Origin of the sequence: Flavobacterium marginilacus (assembly GCF_026870155.1) — a bacterium.
Taxonomy (GTDB): Bacteria; Bacteroidota; Bacteroidia; order Flavobacteriales; family Flavobacteriaceae; genus Flavobacterium; species Flavobacterium marginilacus.
Window position 1 is genome coordinate 5024141 of record NZ_CP113975.1, and the last position, 16476, is coordinate 5040616.

The 16476-nt window shown below is 34.8% G+C and carries 13 protein-coding genes; 2 read left to right on the top strand and 11 right to left on the bottom strand.

The genetic code is table 11. The annotated features are described in order from the left end of the window. Positions 1 to 118: 118 nt before the first annotated feature. From OZP07_RS20870 to OZP07_RS20920, 11 genes are all read right to left on the bottom strand, one after another. A complete protein-coding gene (locus OZP07_RS20870) occupies positions 119 to 727 on the bottom strand; it encodes a hypothetical protein (RefSeq protein WP_281636619.1) in 609 nt (202 codons plus the stop codon). Continuing rightward, a complete protein-coding gene (locus OZP07_RS20875) occupies positions 717 to 1220 on the bottom strand; it encodes an RNA polymerase sigma factor (protein ID WP_194642352.1) in 504 nt (167 codons plus the stop codon). Before OZP07_RS20875 ends, OZP07_RS20870 begins: the two co-directional genes overlap by 11 nt. 4 nt (positions 1221 to 1224) lie before the next feature. Continuing rightward, positions 1225 to 2082 carry a TraB/GumN family protein gene (locus OZP07_RS20880; protein WP_281636620.1) on the bottom strand — a complete coding sequence of 286 codons (858 nt, stop codon included), beginning with the start codon at positions 2080 to 2082 and terminating at the stop codon, positions 1225 to 1227. 90 nt (positions 2083 to 2172) lie between these two features. Beyond that, positions 2173 to 3318 carry an aminotransferase class I/II-fold pyridoxal phosphate-dependent enzyme gene (locus OZP07_RS20885; RefSeq protein ID WP_281636621.1) on the bottom strand — a complete coding sequence of 382 codons (1146 nt, stop codon included), beginning with the start codon at positions 3316 to 3318 and terminating at the stop codon, positions 2173 to 2175. A 669-nt stretch (positions 3319 to 3987) separates the two neighbouring features. After that, a complete protein-coding gene (locus tag OZP07_RS20890; protein WP_281636622.1) occupies positions 3988 to 4269 on the bottom strand; it encodes a F0F1 ATP synthase subunit delta/epsilon in 282 nt (93 codons plus the stop codon). A 77-nt stretch (positions 4270 to 4346) separates the two neighbouring features. Next, a complete protein-coding gene (atpD, locus tag OZP07_RS20895; protein ID WP_281636623.1) occupies positions 4347 to 5855 on the bottom strand; it encodes a F0F1 ATP synthase subunit beta in 1509 nt (502 codons plus the stop codon). Positions 5856 to 6114: 259 nt separating this feature from the next. Continuing rightward, positions 6115 to 7629: an SGNH/GDSL hydrolase family protein gene (locus OZP07_RS20900; protein WP_281636624.1), complete on the bottom strand. Its 1515-nt coding sequence runs from the start codon at positions 7627 to 7629 to the stop codon at positions 6115 to 6117. Between the two features lie 37 nt (positions 7630 to 7666). Then, entirely contained in the window at positions 7667 to 10504 is a 2838-nt protein-coding gene (locus tag OZP07_RS20905; protein WP_281636625.1) for a carboxypeptidase-like regulatory domain-containing protein, read from the bottom strand. Between the two features lie 300 nt (positions 10505 to 10804). Next, a complete protein-coding gene (gene glmS / locus OZP07_RS20910; protein WP_281636626.1) occupies positions 10805 to 12652 on the bottom strand; it encodes a glutamine--fructose-6-phosphate transaminase (isomerizing) in 1848 nt (615 codons plus the stop codon). An 8-nt stretch (positions 12653 to 12660) separates the two neighbouring features. Continuing rightward, positions 12661 to 14274 (bottom strand): BamH family beta-barrel-assembly machinery protein, encoded by a 1614-nt coding sequence (bamH, locus tag OZP07_RS20915; protein WP_281636627.1) that lies wholly within the window; start codon positions 14272 to 14274, stop codon positions 12661 to 12663. Positions 14275 to 14295: 21 nt separating this feature from the next. Then, on the bottom strand, positions 14296 to 15102 hold the full coding sequence (locus OZP07_RS20920) for a glycogen/starch synthase (RefSeq protein WP_281636628.1): 807 nt from the start codon (positions 15100 to 15102) through the stop codon (positions 14296 to 14298). Positions 15103 to 15209: 107 nt separating this feature from the next. On the opposite strand from OZP07_RS20920, the gene panC reads away from it, so the two are divergent. Further along, positions 15210 to 16058, top strand: coding sequence for a pantoate--beta-alanine ligase (panC, locus tag OZP07_RS20925; protein WP_281636629.1), 849 nt, complete (start codon positions 15210 to 15212; stop codon positions 16056 to 16058). A 6-nt stretch (positions 16059 to 16064) separates the two neighbouring features. Further along, complete coding sequence (gene panD, locus OZP07_RS20930) at positions 16065 to 16415, top strand: aspartate 1-decarboxylase (RefSeq protein WP_281636630.1); 351 nt, start codon at positions 16065 to 16067, stop codon at positions 16413 to 16415. The last annotated feature ends 61 nt before the right edge of the window (positions 16416 to 16476 follow it).

Here is a 16476-nt window from a genome sequence, read left to right on the forward strand (position 1 = left end):
TTTTAAATTACTCTTCGCATATCATCTTGTTTTTTTGTGAATCTTTGAGTTATACCATTTAGAAGCACAAAAATACCAATAAAAAAACAAACCCATCATTACAATGGGTTACGTTTTATTATTCTTCTTTTAATTCATCAAGAACTTTCCGAATTTCTTTGGCATACTTTCCATAAAAAAAGTGCACCCACCATTCGAGAGCTAAACCCATAAATAGGATTGAAAAAATAACGACTGAAAATGTAGTAATCAAAAAGGGAGTACTATTTATTCCTTTAGCAAAAAAATCAGGAATTTTATAATGCATAAACCCTAATAAAAACAATATAAGAAATGGTATTAATGCAAATCCGAAAGTTTTATACAGCTCCATATTCAGCCTAATGTCAAAATAAGTTTCATACAAACTGTCTTTGGTGTTTAAAGTAGTCTTGTCTAATCTTTTATAAAACATAAATAACTTCACCAAATAATAAATGCAAACTGCCACAAATATGGAGAAAAGTAAATAGAATCCAGCAAATGCATTCACAGGAAAATCAAAAATGACAGGAACAAATCCAATCAATACAATGGAAATGATTTGATAGAAAAATTCCTTTTTTGAGTTGTTTTTAATTATTTCCAAAGGCATATTTGCCGAATTTATTTTATCCAAATGGGTAGGAAGAGTTACATTTTCAGTTTTTTCATTCTTCCAAGCTGATTGTATATCGTTAAAGTCCATAACCTTGTTTTTTTATAATTTCTTTTAATTTATCTTTTGCTCTGTTCAATTTAACCCTTGCATTTCCTTCTGAAATACCCAAATTAACTCCTATTTCTTTATGTGAAAATCCCTCAAGCTGATAGAAAATAATAGCTTTGTCAATTTTGTCCAATTCCTGAACAGCTTTATAAAAATGATGAAGCTGACTTTCTTTGTGATCAGAATCGCTTTCTTCTTCCTTGATATTTTCAGATGCTATTTCGTATTTATCAACTTTTCGTTTTTCCTTTTTCAAAAAAACAATTGATGTATTAATTGCCACTCTGTACATCCAAGTCGAAAATTGGCTTTCACCTTTAAAACTCTCATAGGCTTTCCAAAGCTGCAGGACAATCTCCTGAAACAGATCCTGCTGATCGTCCGGATTATCCATATACATCTTGGAAACCTTGTAGAGTATTCCTTTGTGCTGCTCAATTCGGTTTAAAAATTCCTGCTCTTTAGTTTTCAAAATTTTAATTCATTATAGGTTTTACTGTATATCCAGCCTTCTTTAATAAATTGATTACTCCAAGATCTCCTGCTAAATGTGCCGACCCCACTGCAAAGAAGACACTTTCTTTTTGCATCATTTCAGGCATTATTTTCAACCAATTCACATTTCTGTTATTCAATAATGTTTCTTTAGTAGTTGCGGACATCAATTCTTTGTCTGTTGTCATTGCATAAAGCCCATCTATATTTTCACTAGTATATTCTTTTATCATGGTTTCAGTCATATTGCTATCAATCTTTTGCAAATAAGCGATCAATTCATCCTCAGTAAATGATTTGCTTAAAATATCCAATTGCTCTGTAGCTTTTTCGAGTCCAACAATTGGTTTATTGCTTTCTTTGGCTTTAGCAAGAAATTCCATTTCATAAAATTTTAAATCGGTACAGCCAAACGATTTCATAAACAATAAACTCATAACCGTTTCCAGAGTATAGCTGTCAACCTGAGCCAAAGTAAGTCCTCCGTTATTTTTTAACACTTCTTCCAATTGTACAATTTGTTTTGTGGACAATGTTTTAGACAAAGGTTCTTTACCAACTGCTGCCTGTTGAACTATTTTCAACTCGTCGACATCACTCATATTAATTTCTAAAACCAGTTTCGCAGTTTTCGCAAAAGCGTCTGCAGTTTTAGGTTTCATCACAAAGTCTTTTCCGCAAATCATGTGAATGGTTCCAAAAAGATAGGATGGTTTTACCAATCCATTACCCGATACTTCCCACAATACCGAATTTTCATTTTTTTGAGTTTGCGCATTAACTGCAAAATTAAAGGCTAATACTGTGACAGCTACAATTGATTTAAATACATTTTTCATAATTTGTTTGTTTTTTGATTGATGATTGATTTTTTTACGACTCGTAAGTAATCAAACAATTAAAACGTTACAAAAAAATATAATGTTTTTTTAAAGAAGTGAGGAAAAGCAGGCAATTAGAGATGAAATTTCTTCTTTTGAATTGAAGCTATGGATACAAAAACGCAGTCGTTCCTGCCCTTCAGGAACTGTAGGTGAAAGAATCGCTTTGACGTCAAAACCATTTTGCTGAAGCGAAGCAGCAATGCTTTTTACCTTTTTATTTCCAGGAACGATGGCACTTTGTATTGCCGATTTGCTTCGGATAAAAATCGGACTCAAACACAACATTTTTTTCACCTGATTAAAAAAAACAATATTCTCCCGAAGAGTTTCAATCGCTTGTTTATCTTTTTCCAAATGATGGTAACCCATTAAAATAGCAGCAACCGAATGAGGAGAAAGTCCCGTGCTGTAAATAAAACTTCGGGCAAAATTAACGAGGTACGATTTTAATGTTGATGAACCCAAGACCACTGCTCCATGACACCCCAAGCCTTTACCAAAAGTCATAATTCGGGCAAATATTTTGTCTTGTAAATGCAGATACTGAATCAATCCTTCACCTTTGTCACCGAAAACGCCTAAAGCATGGGCTTCGTCAACAACCAAATAACAATTGTATTTCTCCGAAACAGCTGTTAATTCTTCCATATTAGGGCAATCACCATCCATCGAAAAAACCGATTCGGTCACAATGTAAATAATCAGTTGAGAGATATCTGTTATGGCTTTGGAAATTAATCGCTCCAAATCCTCAAAATCATTGTGCTTGAATTTATAGGATTTAGCATTCGATAATTGTATTCCATCCCGAATCGAAGCATGACAGAGTTCATCATACAAAATCAAATCGCCTTTTTGGGGAACGGAGCTAAAAAAACCAACATTAGCATCGTAACCGGAATTAAAAAGCAAAGCCGACTCCGACTGATGAAATTGGGCAATATGATTTTCTGTTTCAGAATATAAAACATGATTCCCAGAAATCAATCGTGATCCGGTTGCACCATTACTTTTTATGTTATGATCCAATAAAAATTGATGGACTGCATCGAAAATTGCTTCCGATTTTGAAAAACCGATATAATCATTCGAAGAAAAATCAATTAAGTCATTAGGTTTTGGAAGTAACCTAAGTGATTTATTTTTCTTTCTGGTTTCGAGTTTATCGGTAAGGTTTTTTGGAAAATTCATAAAACAAAGTTATGAAAACCAATCCTATTTTTATTAAAAGACCTAACAGGTTTTAAAAACATAAGTGTTCGGAAGAGTTGAATACGACAAGAAACGCCCTATTTTACGTAATATTGTCATTCCGAGGAACGAGGAATCTCCGTTAGAAGCTCGACAAAGATTGGGGATTTTGATTGCGGAATTACTTGCAGAGATTCCTCGTTCCTCGGAATGACCTACTTTGGGGGTAATATGTTGACGAAATATATAGCTTTTGAAGTCTTCCGAACACTTATGTTTTTAAAACCTGTTAGGTCTGTTTATCTTATTCACTAACCCCATCCGCCTTCTTCATTTTCTCCTCAGCTTTTTTAGCTGCTATTGCTTTTCCAATCGTAAGACCAGCCGTTATGTACAAGGAACGATTAAACTGGTTTGGACTGTCCTCACCCTTTAAAAGCGGAACCAAACCGTGATAGTATTGCAAGCCAAGGTTTATGCCGTATTTTCCCGTCTTTAATCCAGAAATAGCAAAAAAACATACTTTTTCAGCAGACCCAAATTAGGGCAGACTCAATGTCTTTTAAACTTTCAGGCAAGAAAAAACAACAATTTTTACCATCAGACAATTTTAAACAAAAAAAATGCCCGACCTAAGCCGAGCATTTTAATTTATTAATTCTGAATATCTTAGTCTGCTAAAACAATTACCTTATTGTCTTTTAACTCAAGAGTTCCAGAGGCAATTTCCAAAGTATAATTCTGATCATTAATCTTTGTAAACAAACCTGCTGCCTCTTCGCTTAAATCAAAACTAGGAGCTGTAATATTAACCGTTCCTTTTTGCAGCAATGAAACTATTGGTGCGTGATTATTCAGCATTTGAAAACGTCCATCTATTCCCGGAACAGAAATAGAAGTGATTTCTCCTGAAAATAATTTCGCTTCTGGTGATACTATTTCTAAAATCATAATTTTTTAGTTAGTAGTTGATGGTTGATGGTTCGTCGTTGTTTTCTAACAACTGATAACTAACAACTGACAACCAATTACGCTTCTGCCAACATTTTTTCTCCAGCCTCGATAGCTTCTTCAATAGTACCTTTAAGGTTAAAAGCTGATTCTGGCAAGTGATCTAATTCACCGTCAATAATCATATTAAATCCTTTGATAGTATCTTTGATATCAACTAATACACCTTTTAATCCTGTGAACTGCTCAGCAACGTGGAAAGGCTGAGATAAGAAACGCTGTACACGTCTAGCTCTAGCAACTGCTAATTTATCATCTTCAGATAACTCTTCCATACCAAGGATGGCGATGATATCCTGCAATTGTTTGTATTTTTGAAGAATTTCTTTTACTCTTTGTGCACAGTCATAGTGTTCGTTACCAATAATGTGAGGTGCCAAGATTCTTGAAGTAGAATCCAATGGATCCACCGCTGGATAGATACCTAACTCAGCAATTTTACGAGACAATACTGTAGTAGCATCAAGGTGAGCAAACGTTGTTGCTGGTGCCGGGTCAGTTAAGTCATCCGCAGGTACGTAAACCGCTTGTACAGATGTAATAGATCCTTTGTTTGTAGATGTAATACGCTCCTGCATTGCACCCATCTCTGTAGCAAGAGTTGGCTGGTAACCTACCGCAGACGGCATACGGCCTAAAAGAGCCGAAACCTCAGAACCTGCTTGTGTAAAACGGAAGATGTTGTCAACGAAGAAAAGAACGTCTTTTCCTTGGTCAGAACCAGCTCCATCACGGAAATACTCAGCGATAGACAATCCAGAAAGTGCAACACGTGCACGAGCTCCCGGTGGCTCATTCATTTGTCCGAAAACGAAAGTAGCTTTAGACTCTCTCATTCCCTGTAAATCTACTTTAGATAAATCCCATCCTCCATTTTCCATAGAGTGCATGAAATCTTCACCATATTTTATAATTCCTGACTCCAACATCTCACGAAGTAAGTCATTCCCTTCACGTGTTCTTTCTCCTACTCCTGCGAATACAGAAAGTCCGCCGTGACCTTTTGCGATATTGTTAATCAGCTCCTGAATCAATACTGTTTTACCTACTCCAGCACCGCCAAACAATCCAATTTTACCTCCTTTTGCATAAGGCTCGATCAAATCGATTACTTTGATACCTGTAAATAAAACTTCAGAAGACGTAGATAAATCCTCGAATTTTGGCGCTTGCTTGTGGATTGGTGTTCCGCTTTCACCTGTTTTTGGTAAAGCTGGCAGACCATCAATTGCATCACCGATTACGTTAAACAAACGACCGTAAACATCTGCACCGATTGGCATTTGGATAGGATTTCCTGTTCCAACTACTTCATAACCTCTGCTCAAACCATCTGTTGAGTCCATCGAAATGGTACGAACAGTGTTTTCACCGATGTGAGACTGTACTTCAAGTACTAATAATGTACCGTCTTTTTTAGTGATTTCTAATGAATCATAAATTTTTGGAAGTTCAACTTCTCCGTTGAAAACTACATCGACTACTGGTCCAATGATTTGGGCAACTTTTCCTATTACTTTTGACATTGCTTATGTATTTATTAAATAGCTATTTAGGTTTATGAAATACAGACCATCGAAACACATCGAATGGATACTTTTTTCAGAGTGCAAAGATAATTTTTTAAAATATAAAATCAATATTTTTTTTATAAAATAAGCTAAATTTTTATCACATTGATTATTAAGCACTTTTATACTAACAAAACACTCCATTTTTATTATAAAATAGAAAAACCACCTCGCACAAAACGGGTGGTTTTAAACATTATTTTGAAAATTTTAATTACTGTATTGTTGCAGGAAATAAAGTCTGATATTGAGCCAAATCTACATTTCTCAAAGTTGCTCCATATTTTGCATTAATAGAATTAATAAAAAGATTAGCTATAAAAGCATATCCTCTTGGGGTTGGATGAACTCCATCTAATGAAAAAGCACCTCCTGTCGCATAAGAAGCTGTCATTTGATAATTCCCAAAACGAACTCCTGCCGATGCCAATTGATCCATCGCTTTTTTAGTATCCACAAAAGCTAATCCTTTAGCCTCTGCTATTGCCGCAATAGTAACATTATAAGCATCTGTAGCAACTCTAACAGCTTCAATTTCTGAGGGAACTAGGATATGTTTATCCAATAATGGAAAAGTAACTCCAAATTTATCTAATGGTGCTGGATATCCTGAAGCTCCCGCAATCACTGCTTTTGTAGACAACAAAACCAAATCAGCTTTTGTTGCTTGTCTTGCCTGTCCAAAAACCTGACCATAAACCGCCGCTTTTGCAGCACCTAAAGAGGGCGTAAAAGCTGCTGTTAATTGAGCTGACAAATTAGGTAAATTTTCATCCGAAATCAGCAAAGGGTTTGCTGCGGTAGCTGACAGCAGATTAATTCTATCACCGGCATTAAAAGCCGTTAATGCTTGCTTTAAAGGGCCATATAATTGAGCATTTAAAGCCGCAATCGCCGCCTCGCCCGCTGCCACATTCCCAAGACCAAGAACACTTGACGTAAGTGGATTATACGGAACAGTAGTAAAATGAGGAAGTGTAGTTATGTACGGCAAATTAGCCACTACTCCTTTTGCCCCTTTTGCAGTTAAATTTGTAACCAAAGTATTGTATGCAAAATCAAAAGTCGCAGTTGGCGTTATAGGATCTGTTCCATCACCGCCTGTAGTAGCAAAACCTAAAACATCATTTCCACCGATAAACAAAGAAAAGAAAGTTGGAGACTGCGCTAAAGCATCGGCCAAAACTGTAGTAGTCGGCGAAGAGGAGAAACGAGAAAAGTAAGGACTTGCTGTCGCAGGAGATGCAAATACTCCGGCTATGTTCCCGTAACCTGGCGCAATTAAATGATAACTCTTAGCCCCTGGAACCCCCATATTACTAAACTGGCCAGACAAATGAGCCGTAATTGGAGTGCCGGAAATTCCTGTAACATTTATTGGTGATTTTGTTTTAGCATCAAAGTACAATCGAGTTGCAAACTGTGGAATTTGAACACCTCCATTAGAAAAACCACCTATATTATCAACCATAAAAGGTGTTGTTACTGCAGTACCGCCTGCAGGCATAAATTGTTGAGCCAATATATTTACATAAGATGTTTCTTGAGCTTTCTTAAAAAGAGCGCCATCACTATATCCCGCAGCAAAGGAATCACCCAACGCTACATATTTTGCAAAAGAAGCTGAACCTGGAGTAACAGGAACTTCTGCAGCCACATCCTCATCATTATCGTTACATGCTGCAAAGCTTAAAGAAACCAACAGCAGCCATTTGAAATTTTTTATCATACTAGTATATTTTTAAGTTCTTGACTTATCTTTTTAATTAAGGGTTAATAGTTAATGAAGCAAACCATTGCTGGCCTATTGCTCCTGAACCGATTACTTGAATATAATCTTTTCCTCCAATATTAGTCCCTCCTACCTTAAACAATAATTTATACTGCGGAAGAGCATAATTAACTTGCGCATCAAATACTGTTGCAGATTCGATCATACCGTCTCCAAAAGAAGATTGCCATAAATACTCAGAATTCCATCTAACATTCGTATTAAAACCAAAATTTTTAAACAATCTGGTATTTCCCAAAGATGCTTTTACTCTATGTTTTGGAGTATTAAAACCCGTAACAAATCCAGGATCTTGAGATTGATCGAAATCCAATTGAGAATAATTATAATTTGCTCCTAATTCAAAATTTTTATAGACTTTTTTAGACAAACCAATACCAAAACCTAACGAAGCTACATCGGCAGAAGTATTACTGTATACTTGATAAATTCTTCTGTCGCTTCTTACTAAAGCATAAACCGGACTCAATGGATCTGACAAATTAATTGCTGAGTTAACATCCCCATAATAAACACCTGCAACTCTTGAAGTATTTAAAAAGTGATTGTATTGATTATAATATCCATTAATATCTACTGAAAAGTCATTATTGATTATAGTTCTATATCCTAATTCGAAAGCTTTTACTTCCTCAGGACGAACCAAATTAATATTTGCAGCTTTCAACTTTGCAGCTGCAGCGGCAAGATTAGAAGGATTATCTGCCAATGCTTTTCCAAAATCCTGAACTGAAACTAATGTGTATGAATTATCGTAAGCATTATTACCATTCATCCCCACTGTTGCAACCGCTCCCGCTGACTGGCCCGCTGCACTTACATTCAATGTTTCTGAAAAACGAACTAGGTTTTCTGGAGCAGAGCCAATTAAAGCAAATGGCCCTAAATCAAGCCCGATATACTGATCTTGTGTAGTCGGGTTTCTAAAGCCTGTTTGATATGAAGCTCTAAAATTATGAGTTTTTTGAGCTCCAGCAGAATACACTAAAGAAACTCTTGGAGATATATTTCCATCAAAATTTTGACTCTTATCATAACGGATAGATGCAACTATTTTTAAACGTTCTTCCATAAGCAATTTTGACGCTTGGGTATAAACCCCAAATTCATTGTAGCGGATTGGGCCATCATAATCTGTAAAAATAGAGCCACCAGAATTCATTTCATATTGACGAGCTGATCCGCCAATTTGAAATTCAGCAAATTTGATTAAGTCTTTGAAATTATAATTAACATCAGAATGGTATATTTTAGACTGATCCGTAAATTTAGCCCCTTGAGTTAAATCAGGGTTGCTTTTTACACTATTTAATGCAGAAACAAACTCAGGGCTTCCCGGTTCAAAACGAGCTCCCCTTGGTGCTGATGGATTATTTGGATCCGTATTTGGCACTAAATTCAAACCTGGCGAAACATTCGTGTCGGCAAAAGTTCGAGCATAATTTGCAGCCTGATTCGCATTAAGTCCCAACACAGCAGACGATAATTGAAATGAGGTCGCATAATCAGTAAACCAGTTAGTATCCGATTTAGCCAATCTTTGAACATTCCAGCCTGCAAAACGCATATCATAAGAATTTCCAGCGTCTTCAGAAGACTGATATGCCCTTGCAAAAAAGTTTTTCCCTTTCACTTCAATTCTAGTCTGACTCATAAAAAAATCATTCAAAGCATATCTATTTGCCCCTTGATAAATAGTATTCCCAAGACCTAATTTATATTGGAGTATAATCTCAGTATCATTTGCCCATGGCTTAAAATGCATAGAAAAATCTGCCTTTACACTATTTACTTTATTATCATTTAAGTCTTTTTCACGATATCCTGTTCTGCTTACCTGCCCAACATTAGTAATAAAAGTAGTCACTTCATCTCCATAAATATTCAAACCATCATAATTTTGATTTCCATCATGGCCGATAGAACCTCCAGTCACACTTCTTCTGTCATCAGCTATCCATTCAGTAGCTTTCATATAATTAAAATTAGCCTTAATTGCAAAATGCTTGGTAAAAGCAGTTGCTGCTCTAATTCCCATATCAAAATAATCATTGGTACCCGCAGCATCCTGAGAAGTCTGTCCATACTTTACATAAGAGCTGATTCCTTGATGAATAAACGGACTTTTACTATTCATGAATAAGATTCCATTAAATGCATTGGCTCCATACAAAGCAGAAGAAGCACCTGGCAAAAGCTCAACACTCGCCACATCAATATCGGAAAGACCAATTAAGTTACCCAAAACAAAATTTAACGCAGGTGATGAATTGTCCATACCGTCAACTAACTGCATAAAACGGGTATTCCCTACCGCAGCAAAACCTCTTGTGTTTACAGTTTTAAAAGAAATACTGCTGGTGTTGAACTGTACTTCTTTTAAATTCTCTAAACCATCGTAGAAGGTTGGAGCAGTAGTGCTTTTTACCTGCTGAATCCCCATTCTTTCAATAGTCACTGGCGACTGAAGCACTCTTTCCGGCGCTCTCGAAGCGGAAACAACAATCTCGTTTAATTTTGTTTCTTCTGAATTTAATTTCACAACGACTTTTTGACTTAATGATTCCGCTGTAACATTGGAAGAGGTGTATCCAACAGCGTTAATTTCAAGAGAAAAAGGAGGCGTTTGTTTAGTAGTTAAAACAAAAGAGCCATCATAATCCGAAACCGCCGCTTCCTTTGTTCCTGCCAAATTAATGCTGGCACCCGCTATCGGCTGATTTTTTTCATCCGTAACAACTCCTTTGATTGAATTTTGTGCAAAAGATATACTGCAAAAGAATAGTGTTAAAAAAAGTAAATACAATCTCATTTGGCTAATTTTTTTTGGTTAATGAAGCCAAATTACGCATATTTTTTAATTATCAATAAAATAAATAAAAAAATTTATTGTTATTTTCATAAAAATACCAATATTAATAACAATATGATATTTTAATAAATTGCATAATTAATAATAAAATAATAAATTATTCATGATAAATATTATGCATACATAGTAATTTAGCAATTTCTTTAAATTTATCATAAAAATTACAACGTTTTCGTAAAAAGTATAGGACAAAAAAAAGCGAGAAATAATTCTCGCTTTTAAAAAATTTTATTTAACTGTTTATTCAACTGTAACAGATTTAGCTAAATTTCTCGGCTGATCCACGTTACATCCTCTCATGACAGCAATATGATACGATAAAAGCTGTAACGGTATAGTTGTTATAAGCGGCGACAATGCGTCAGATGTTTCAGGAATTTCGATAACATAGTCTGCTAATTCACGAACTTGTTTATCTCCCTTGGTTACAACCGCTATAATCTTACCGCTTCTTGATTTAATCTCCTGAATATTACTCACAATTTTATCATAGTGACCTTGTTTTGGAGCAATAACAATTACTGGCATTAATTCATCAATCAATGCAATAGGACCATGCTTCATTTCTGCAGCAGGATAACCTTCAGCATGTATATATGAAATCTCTTTAAGTTTTAAAGCTCCTTCAAGTGCAACCGGAAAATTATAACCACGACCAAGGTATAAACAATTTGGAGCGTCTTTGAAAACAGCGGCAATTTCTGTTGCTTTAGCATTAGTTTCCAAAGCTTCCTTCACTTTTTCAGGGATAATTTCCAATTCCTGAAGATAGGTATGAAAATCAGACTGTGTCAAAGTTCCTTTAGCTTTAGCCAAACGCAGAGCAAGCATCGTTAAAACTGTGATTTGAGTAGTAAATGCTTTTGTTGAAGCGACACCAATTTCTGGCCCAGCGTGAGTATAAGCACCCGCATGAGATTCTCTGGAAATAGAAGAACCCACCACATTACATACTCCAAATACAAACGCGCCGTGATCTTTTGCTAATTTTATCGCTGCCATTGTATCTGCAGTTTCACCTGATTGTGAAATTGCAATTACAACATCCTTACTGCTTATAATTGGATTTCTATATCTGAATTCTGATGCATATTCAACTTCGACAGAGATTCTTGCAAACTCTTCTATAATATATTCGGCAACCAAACCAGCATGCCAAGAAGTACCGCATGCAACGATTATAATTCTGTCTGCATTCAAAAATTTCTCAACATTATCTTCTATACCTGCAAGCTGAATTATACCCTCGTTAGCATGTAATCTGCCTCGGTAAGTATCTTTAATTACACTAGGCTGCTCATAGATTTCCTTTAGCATGAAATGGTCGTAACCACCTTTTTCAATCTGCTCCAAATTCATTTGAAGCTCCTGAATATAAGGATCAACAATAGAATCATCCTTAATTTTACGAACCTTCATTGGTCTATGTAATCTGATATTAGCCATTTCACCATCCTCAAGATACACGGCATTCGAAGTGTATTCAATAAATGGAGAAGCATCAGAAGCAACAAAATATTCACCTTCACCAATTCCAATTGCTAACGGACTTCCAAGTCTGGCAGCAACTATCTCATTTGGATTTTTTTTATCAAAAACTGCAATAGCATAAGCCCCTACTACTTGGTTTAATGCTACCTGAACAGCTTTTCCTAATTTTAATTTTTCGTTTTTCTGAACTTCTTCAATAAGATTAATTAAAACCTCAGAATCCGTATCAGAAGTAAAAGAATAACCTCTTTTTATCAGCTCTACTTTCAAAGGAGCATAATTCTCGATAATACCATTATGAATTATCACTAAATCGCCAGAATTAGACACATGAGGATGCGAATTTACATCATTTGGAACCCCATGAGTTGCCCAGCGCGTATGACCAATTCCTATCGATCCAGTTGTAGTAATTTCTTTTTTTACTTTTTCCTCAAGATCAGAAACTTTACCTTTCGTTTTTGACAACTTTACCGACTCACCATCGTAAAGCATTACCCCAGCACTATCATACCCACGGTATTCTAATCTCTTAAGACCTTTTATTACAATAGGATAAGCTTCTCTATAACCGATATACCCAACAATTCCGCACATAGTTTTTCTTAATTAGTTTTAGTATAATAGATTTCAAACTTTACACGTTTGCTATAATTTTCATTATTACTTGGAATATTATTTCCAAAAACAATAGTCCCCAATGGATTCATTACAGATGCCATAGGAACTTTCGACGGAAACTTTGTTTTATCTCTTACCGTGTAGAAATTAGATTTATTGATGTTTTCTGTAACAACTAATCCTAAATCTATATTCGTTGAATCTCGTTTCACAAGATTTCTAACATGCTCAGTTATCCTAAATTTATAAGTATATCCTCCTCCATTAGCAGCTGTCTCTTTAGTGATAATTCCACCGAAAACAAACCTATCATTTTTGTGATTTGAAGAAGTTGTTAAATCACTGTAATCAGCCAAAACTTTATTGTTTTTAAAATCATACAAATAAATTCGTTGAGGAACTTCGCTTTTCCCCATAGCAGCTGTATTCAAGTGAAAAGTTAAATTTGCCTGATTAATAAGAGATTTATTTCTTCTCAAATCATCCAGCTGATCCGAAACACCATTTGGACCATCGCTCAATTCTTTCCCATGATTATCAGCTGGGTTAAACAATTTCAAAACAGATAATGAACCTTCACCTCCTTTCAAATATAAATTTGAATCGCCTTGAACTTTATTAATATTTGCTGGATTTGTAGCAGAAACATAATCGGCATTAGCATTACTTTGATTCAACAAACTAACTGTATTTCCAGTCAAATTCAACACAAATGTTTTTTCAGTTTCAACCGCACTTACAGTCTCTGTATAAGTAATCGTTATCTTTCCTCCTTTAAAATTAATCATTGCCAACTCACCTGAATCAGCTTCAATATTAAAAAACAAACCTCTAAAATAATTTACAAACACATTATTATCAACCAAAGAGCCTGCTGGTGCATTCAATATTTTAGCTGTAAAAAAAGCTTTATTCAAATTCAGCTGCATTGCCGGAGGAGTCCAAGTTGTTACATCTTTGCCATCTGTAGTGGTTTTCACAGGGTGTTGAGAAGGATCAAAAAAGAATGCAGAATTCTGAGTAGTGTCTGAATCATCGTTTAAAGCATTCCCAATTATATTTTGAGTAAAATCTGAATATTGGTCGTTATAATATTTTTGAGGTTGTGTCAATTGATCCACCGGATCCAAATTTCTCAAAAAATAACCAGACTCATGAACACTGAGCTTCATTTTGGCCTTAGCAGACCCATAAATAGAATCTAAAACATACACCGTTTTTCCTTCACTGTCAACTGTTGCGTCAGGATCTTTATGACTGAAATAAGGAATAGACAAAACAACACTTTTTATTTTTGCAGTCGTTAAATCAAAAGTTGGGTTTACTGAAGCCATTGTAAGCTGTGTCACAAAAGTTGCAGTAGTGGTACCAAAAGAAGGGTTATCATATACACCCAAAGCATTAATATCCAAATTATTAGATTGAATAGGTTCTATTTTTTGATTATATGCAACAACCGGAAATTCTTCCTTAACAATATTAAAAGAATTGTCACCTACAATATCTTCACCAACAACACTAAATTCTTTATCACAGGAGTTAAAAAGAACAATAAAAAAAATAAAAGGAATTGTTTTAAAAACAGAATTTTTAAGCATATTTATTCGTAAAAGATTGATTTATAACAACATATTTTGATAGAACTCAGTATAAGCTACTGCAAATTCGTCCTTAAATTTCAAAGGTAAAAAAGGTTTACTTGAAGATTCTATAAATTTTGTTAAACTTGGGGAGAGTCCGTCTGAGGCAATGATAACAGCATCTGAATTACGAACTGTAGTTTTCATAATATTTTCGTAGTTAGGCACTTCTAACTCAGCAATAGCTTCATCAGGAATACCGTCAAAACGAACTTTATTAATCATTTCAGCATCTAATGTTCCATCAAAAGACTGACTATATACAGAGGTAACTATTTTAGTATCAGAAAAAAGAGCTTCATTTTTATAAAAATGCTTCATATAAACTGGAAGCATAGCCGCCATCCAGCCATGAACATGTATAATATCTGGAACCCAATTTAATTTTTTGACAGTTTCAACAACACCTTTAGCAAAAAAAATTGCACGCTCATCATTATCAGGATACATTACCCCTTCTTCATCTGCAAATGTTGCTTTTCTCTTAAAATACTCTTCGTTATCAATAAAATAAACCTGAATTCTCTCTTTTGGTATTGAAGCTACTTTTATAATAAGAGGCATATCCAAATCATTCACCACCAAATTCATCCCGGAAAGCCTGATCACTTCATGTAATTGGTGTCTTCTCTCGTTAATATTTCCATACCTTGGCATAAAAATTCTAATTTGCCCTCCTTGATCATTAATCATTTTTGGTACGTCGTAAGACATTAATGAAACCTCATTTTCAGCGAGATAAGGCACAACTTCAGATGATACATATAATATCCTCTTATCTTTCATAATATAAATTGATTAATTATTGGCAATAAAAACCATGCAAAATTACAAAAATTTATGCAGTTATGGACTAAAATATTAAGTTTGCATCTAATTTAAACAAAACAGCCATGCAGATTTTCGATGGAAAAACAGCTTTAATGGATTATTTACGTTCAGTAAAGACTACAGATTCTTCAATTGGATTTGTTCCAACAATGGGTGCTCTGCATAAAGGACATCAGTCGTTAATGAAGCAGTCTGTTCAGGAAAATGATATAACGGTTGTAAGTATTTTTGTAAATCCAACACAATTTAACAATCCTGAAGATTTAGAAAAATACCCTCGTACTTTAGACGAAGATATTATCAAAATTTCTCAAATAAATCCAGATATTATTGTTTTTGCTCCAACAGTCGATGACATATATGAAGGAAAAACGTTATCACAATCTTTTGATTTTGAAGGTTTGGAAAACAAAATGGAAGGAAAATTCAGACCAGGTCATTTTGACGGGGTTGGAACTATTGTAAAACTTCTTTTCGAAATTGTACAGCCCGCAAGAGCCTATTTTGGGGAAAAAGACTTTCAGCAGGTACAGATTGTCAAAAAAATGGTAGAGAAAAACCATTTACCCGTAACAATTATTGTTTGCCCCATTTTAAGAGAAACCAACAACTTAGCTATGAGTTCTCGAAATGAACGCTTAACTTTGCAGCAAAGAAATGATGCAGCCATCATTTACAAAACACTAAAAGAAGCCAAAAATAAATTTACAAATACCAGTGCTCAAAAAACAGCACAATGGGTTAAAAATGAGTTCGACAAACATAGACAATTCACTTTAGAATACTTTGAAATTGCAGATGAAGATACTCTTTCTACCTGCATCCGAAAAAATAAAAACAAAAAATACAGAGCGTTTATTGCTGTGTTTATCAACAATGTCCGCTTAATAGACACTATTTCTTTAAATTAAAATACCATGCATATTCAAGTTGTTAAATCAAAAATTCACCGAGTAAAAGTTACAGGAGCCGACTTAAATTACATCGGAAGTATAACTATAGATGAAGCATTATTAGAAGCATCCAACATAATAGAAGGAGAAAAGGTATCGATAGTAAACATTAATAACGGAGAACGTTTTGATACCTATGCGATAGTTGGAGAAAAAAATTCCGGAACAATCACATTAAACGGTCCTGCCGCAAGAAAAGTTCAAAAAGACGACATCATTATCATCATTTCTTATGCTACATTAGATTTTGAAGAAGCAAAAACATTTAAGCCATGGATCGTTTTTCCTAATGAAAATGACAACTCCTTAACATAACAGTTTGTCAGTTTCGTCTTTCACGGTATCCTAATAATTGTTTATATTGCGACACTATTTC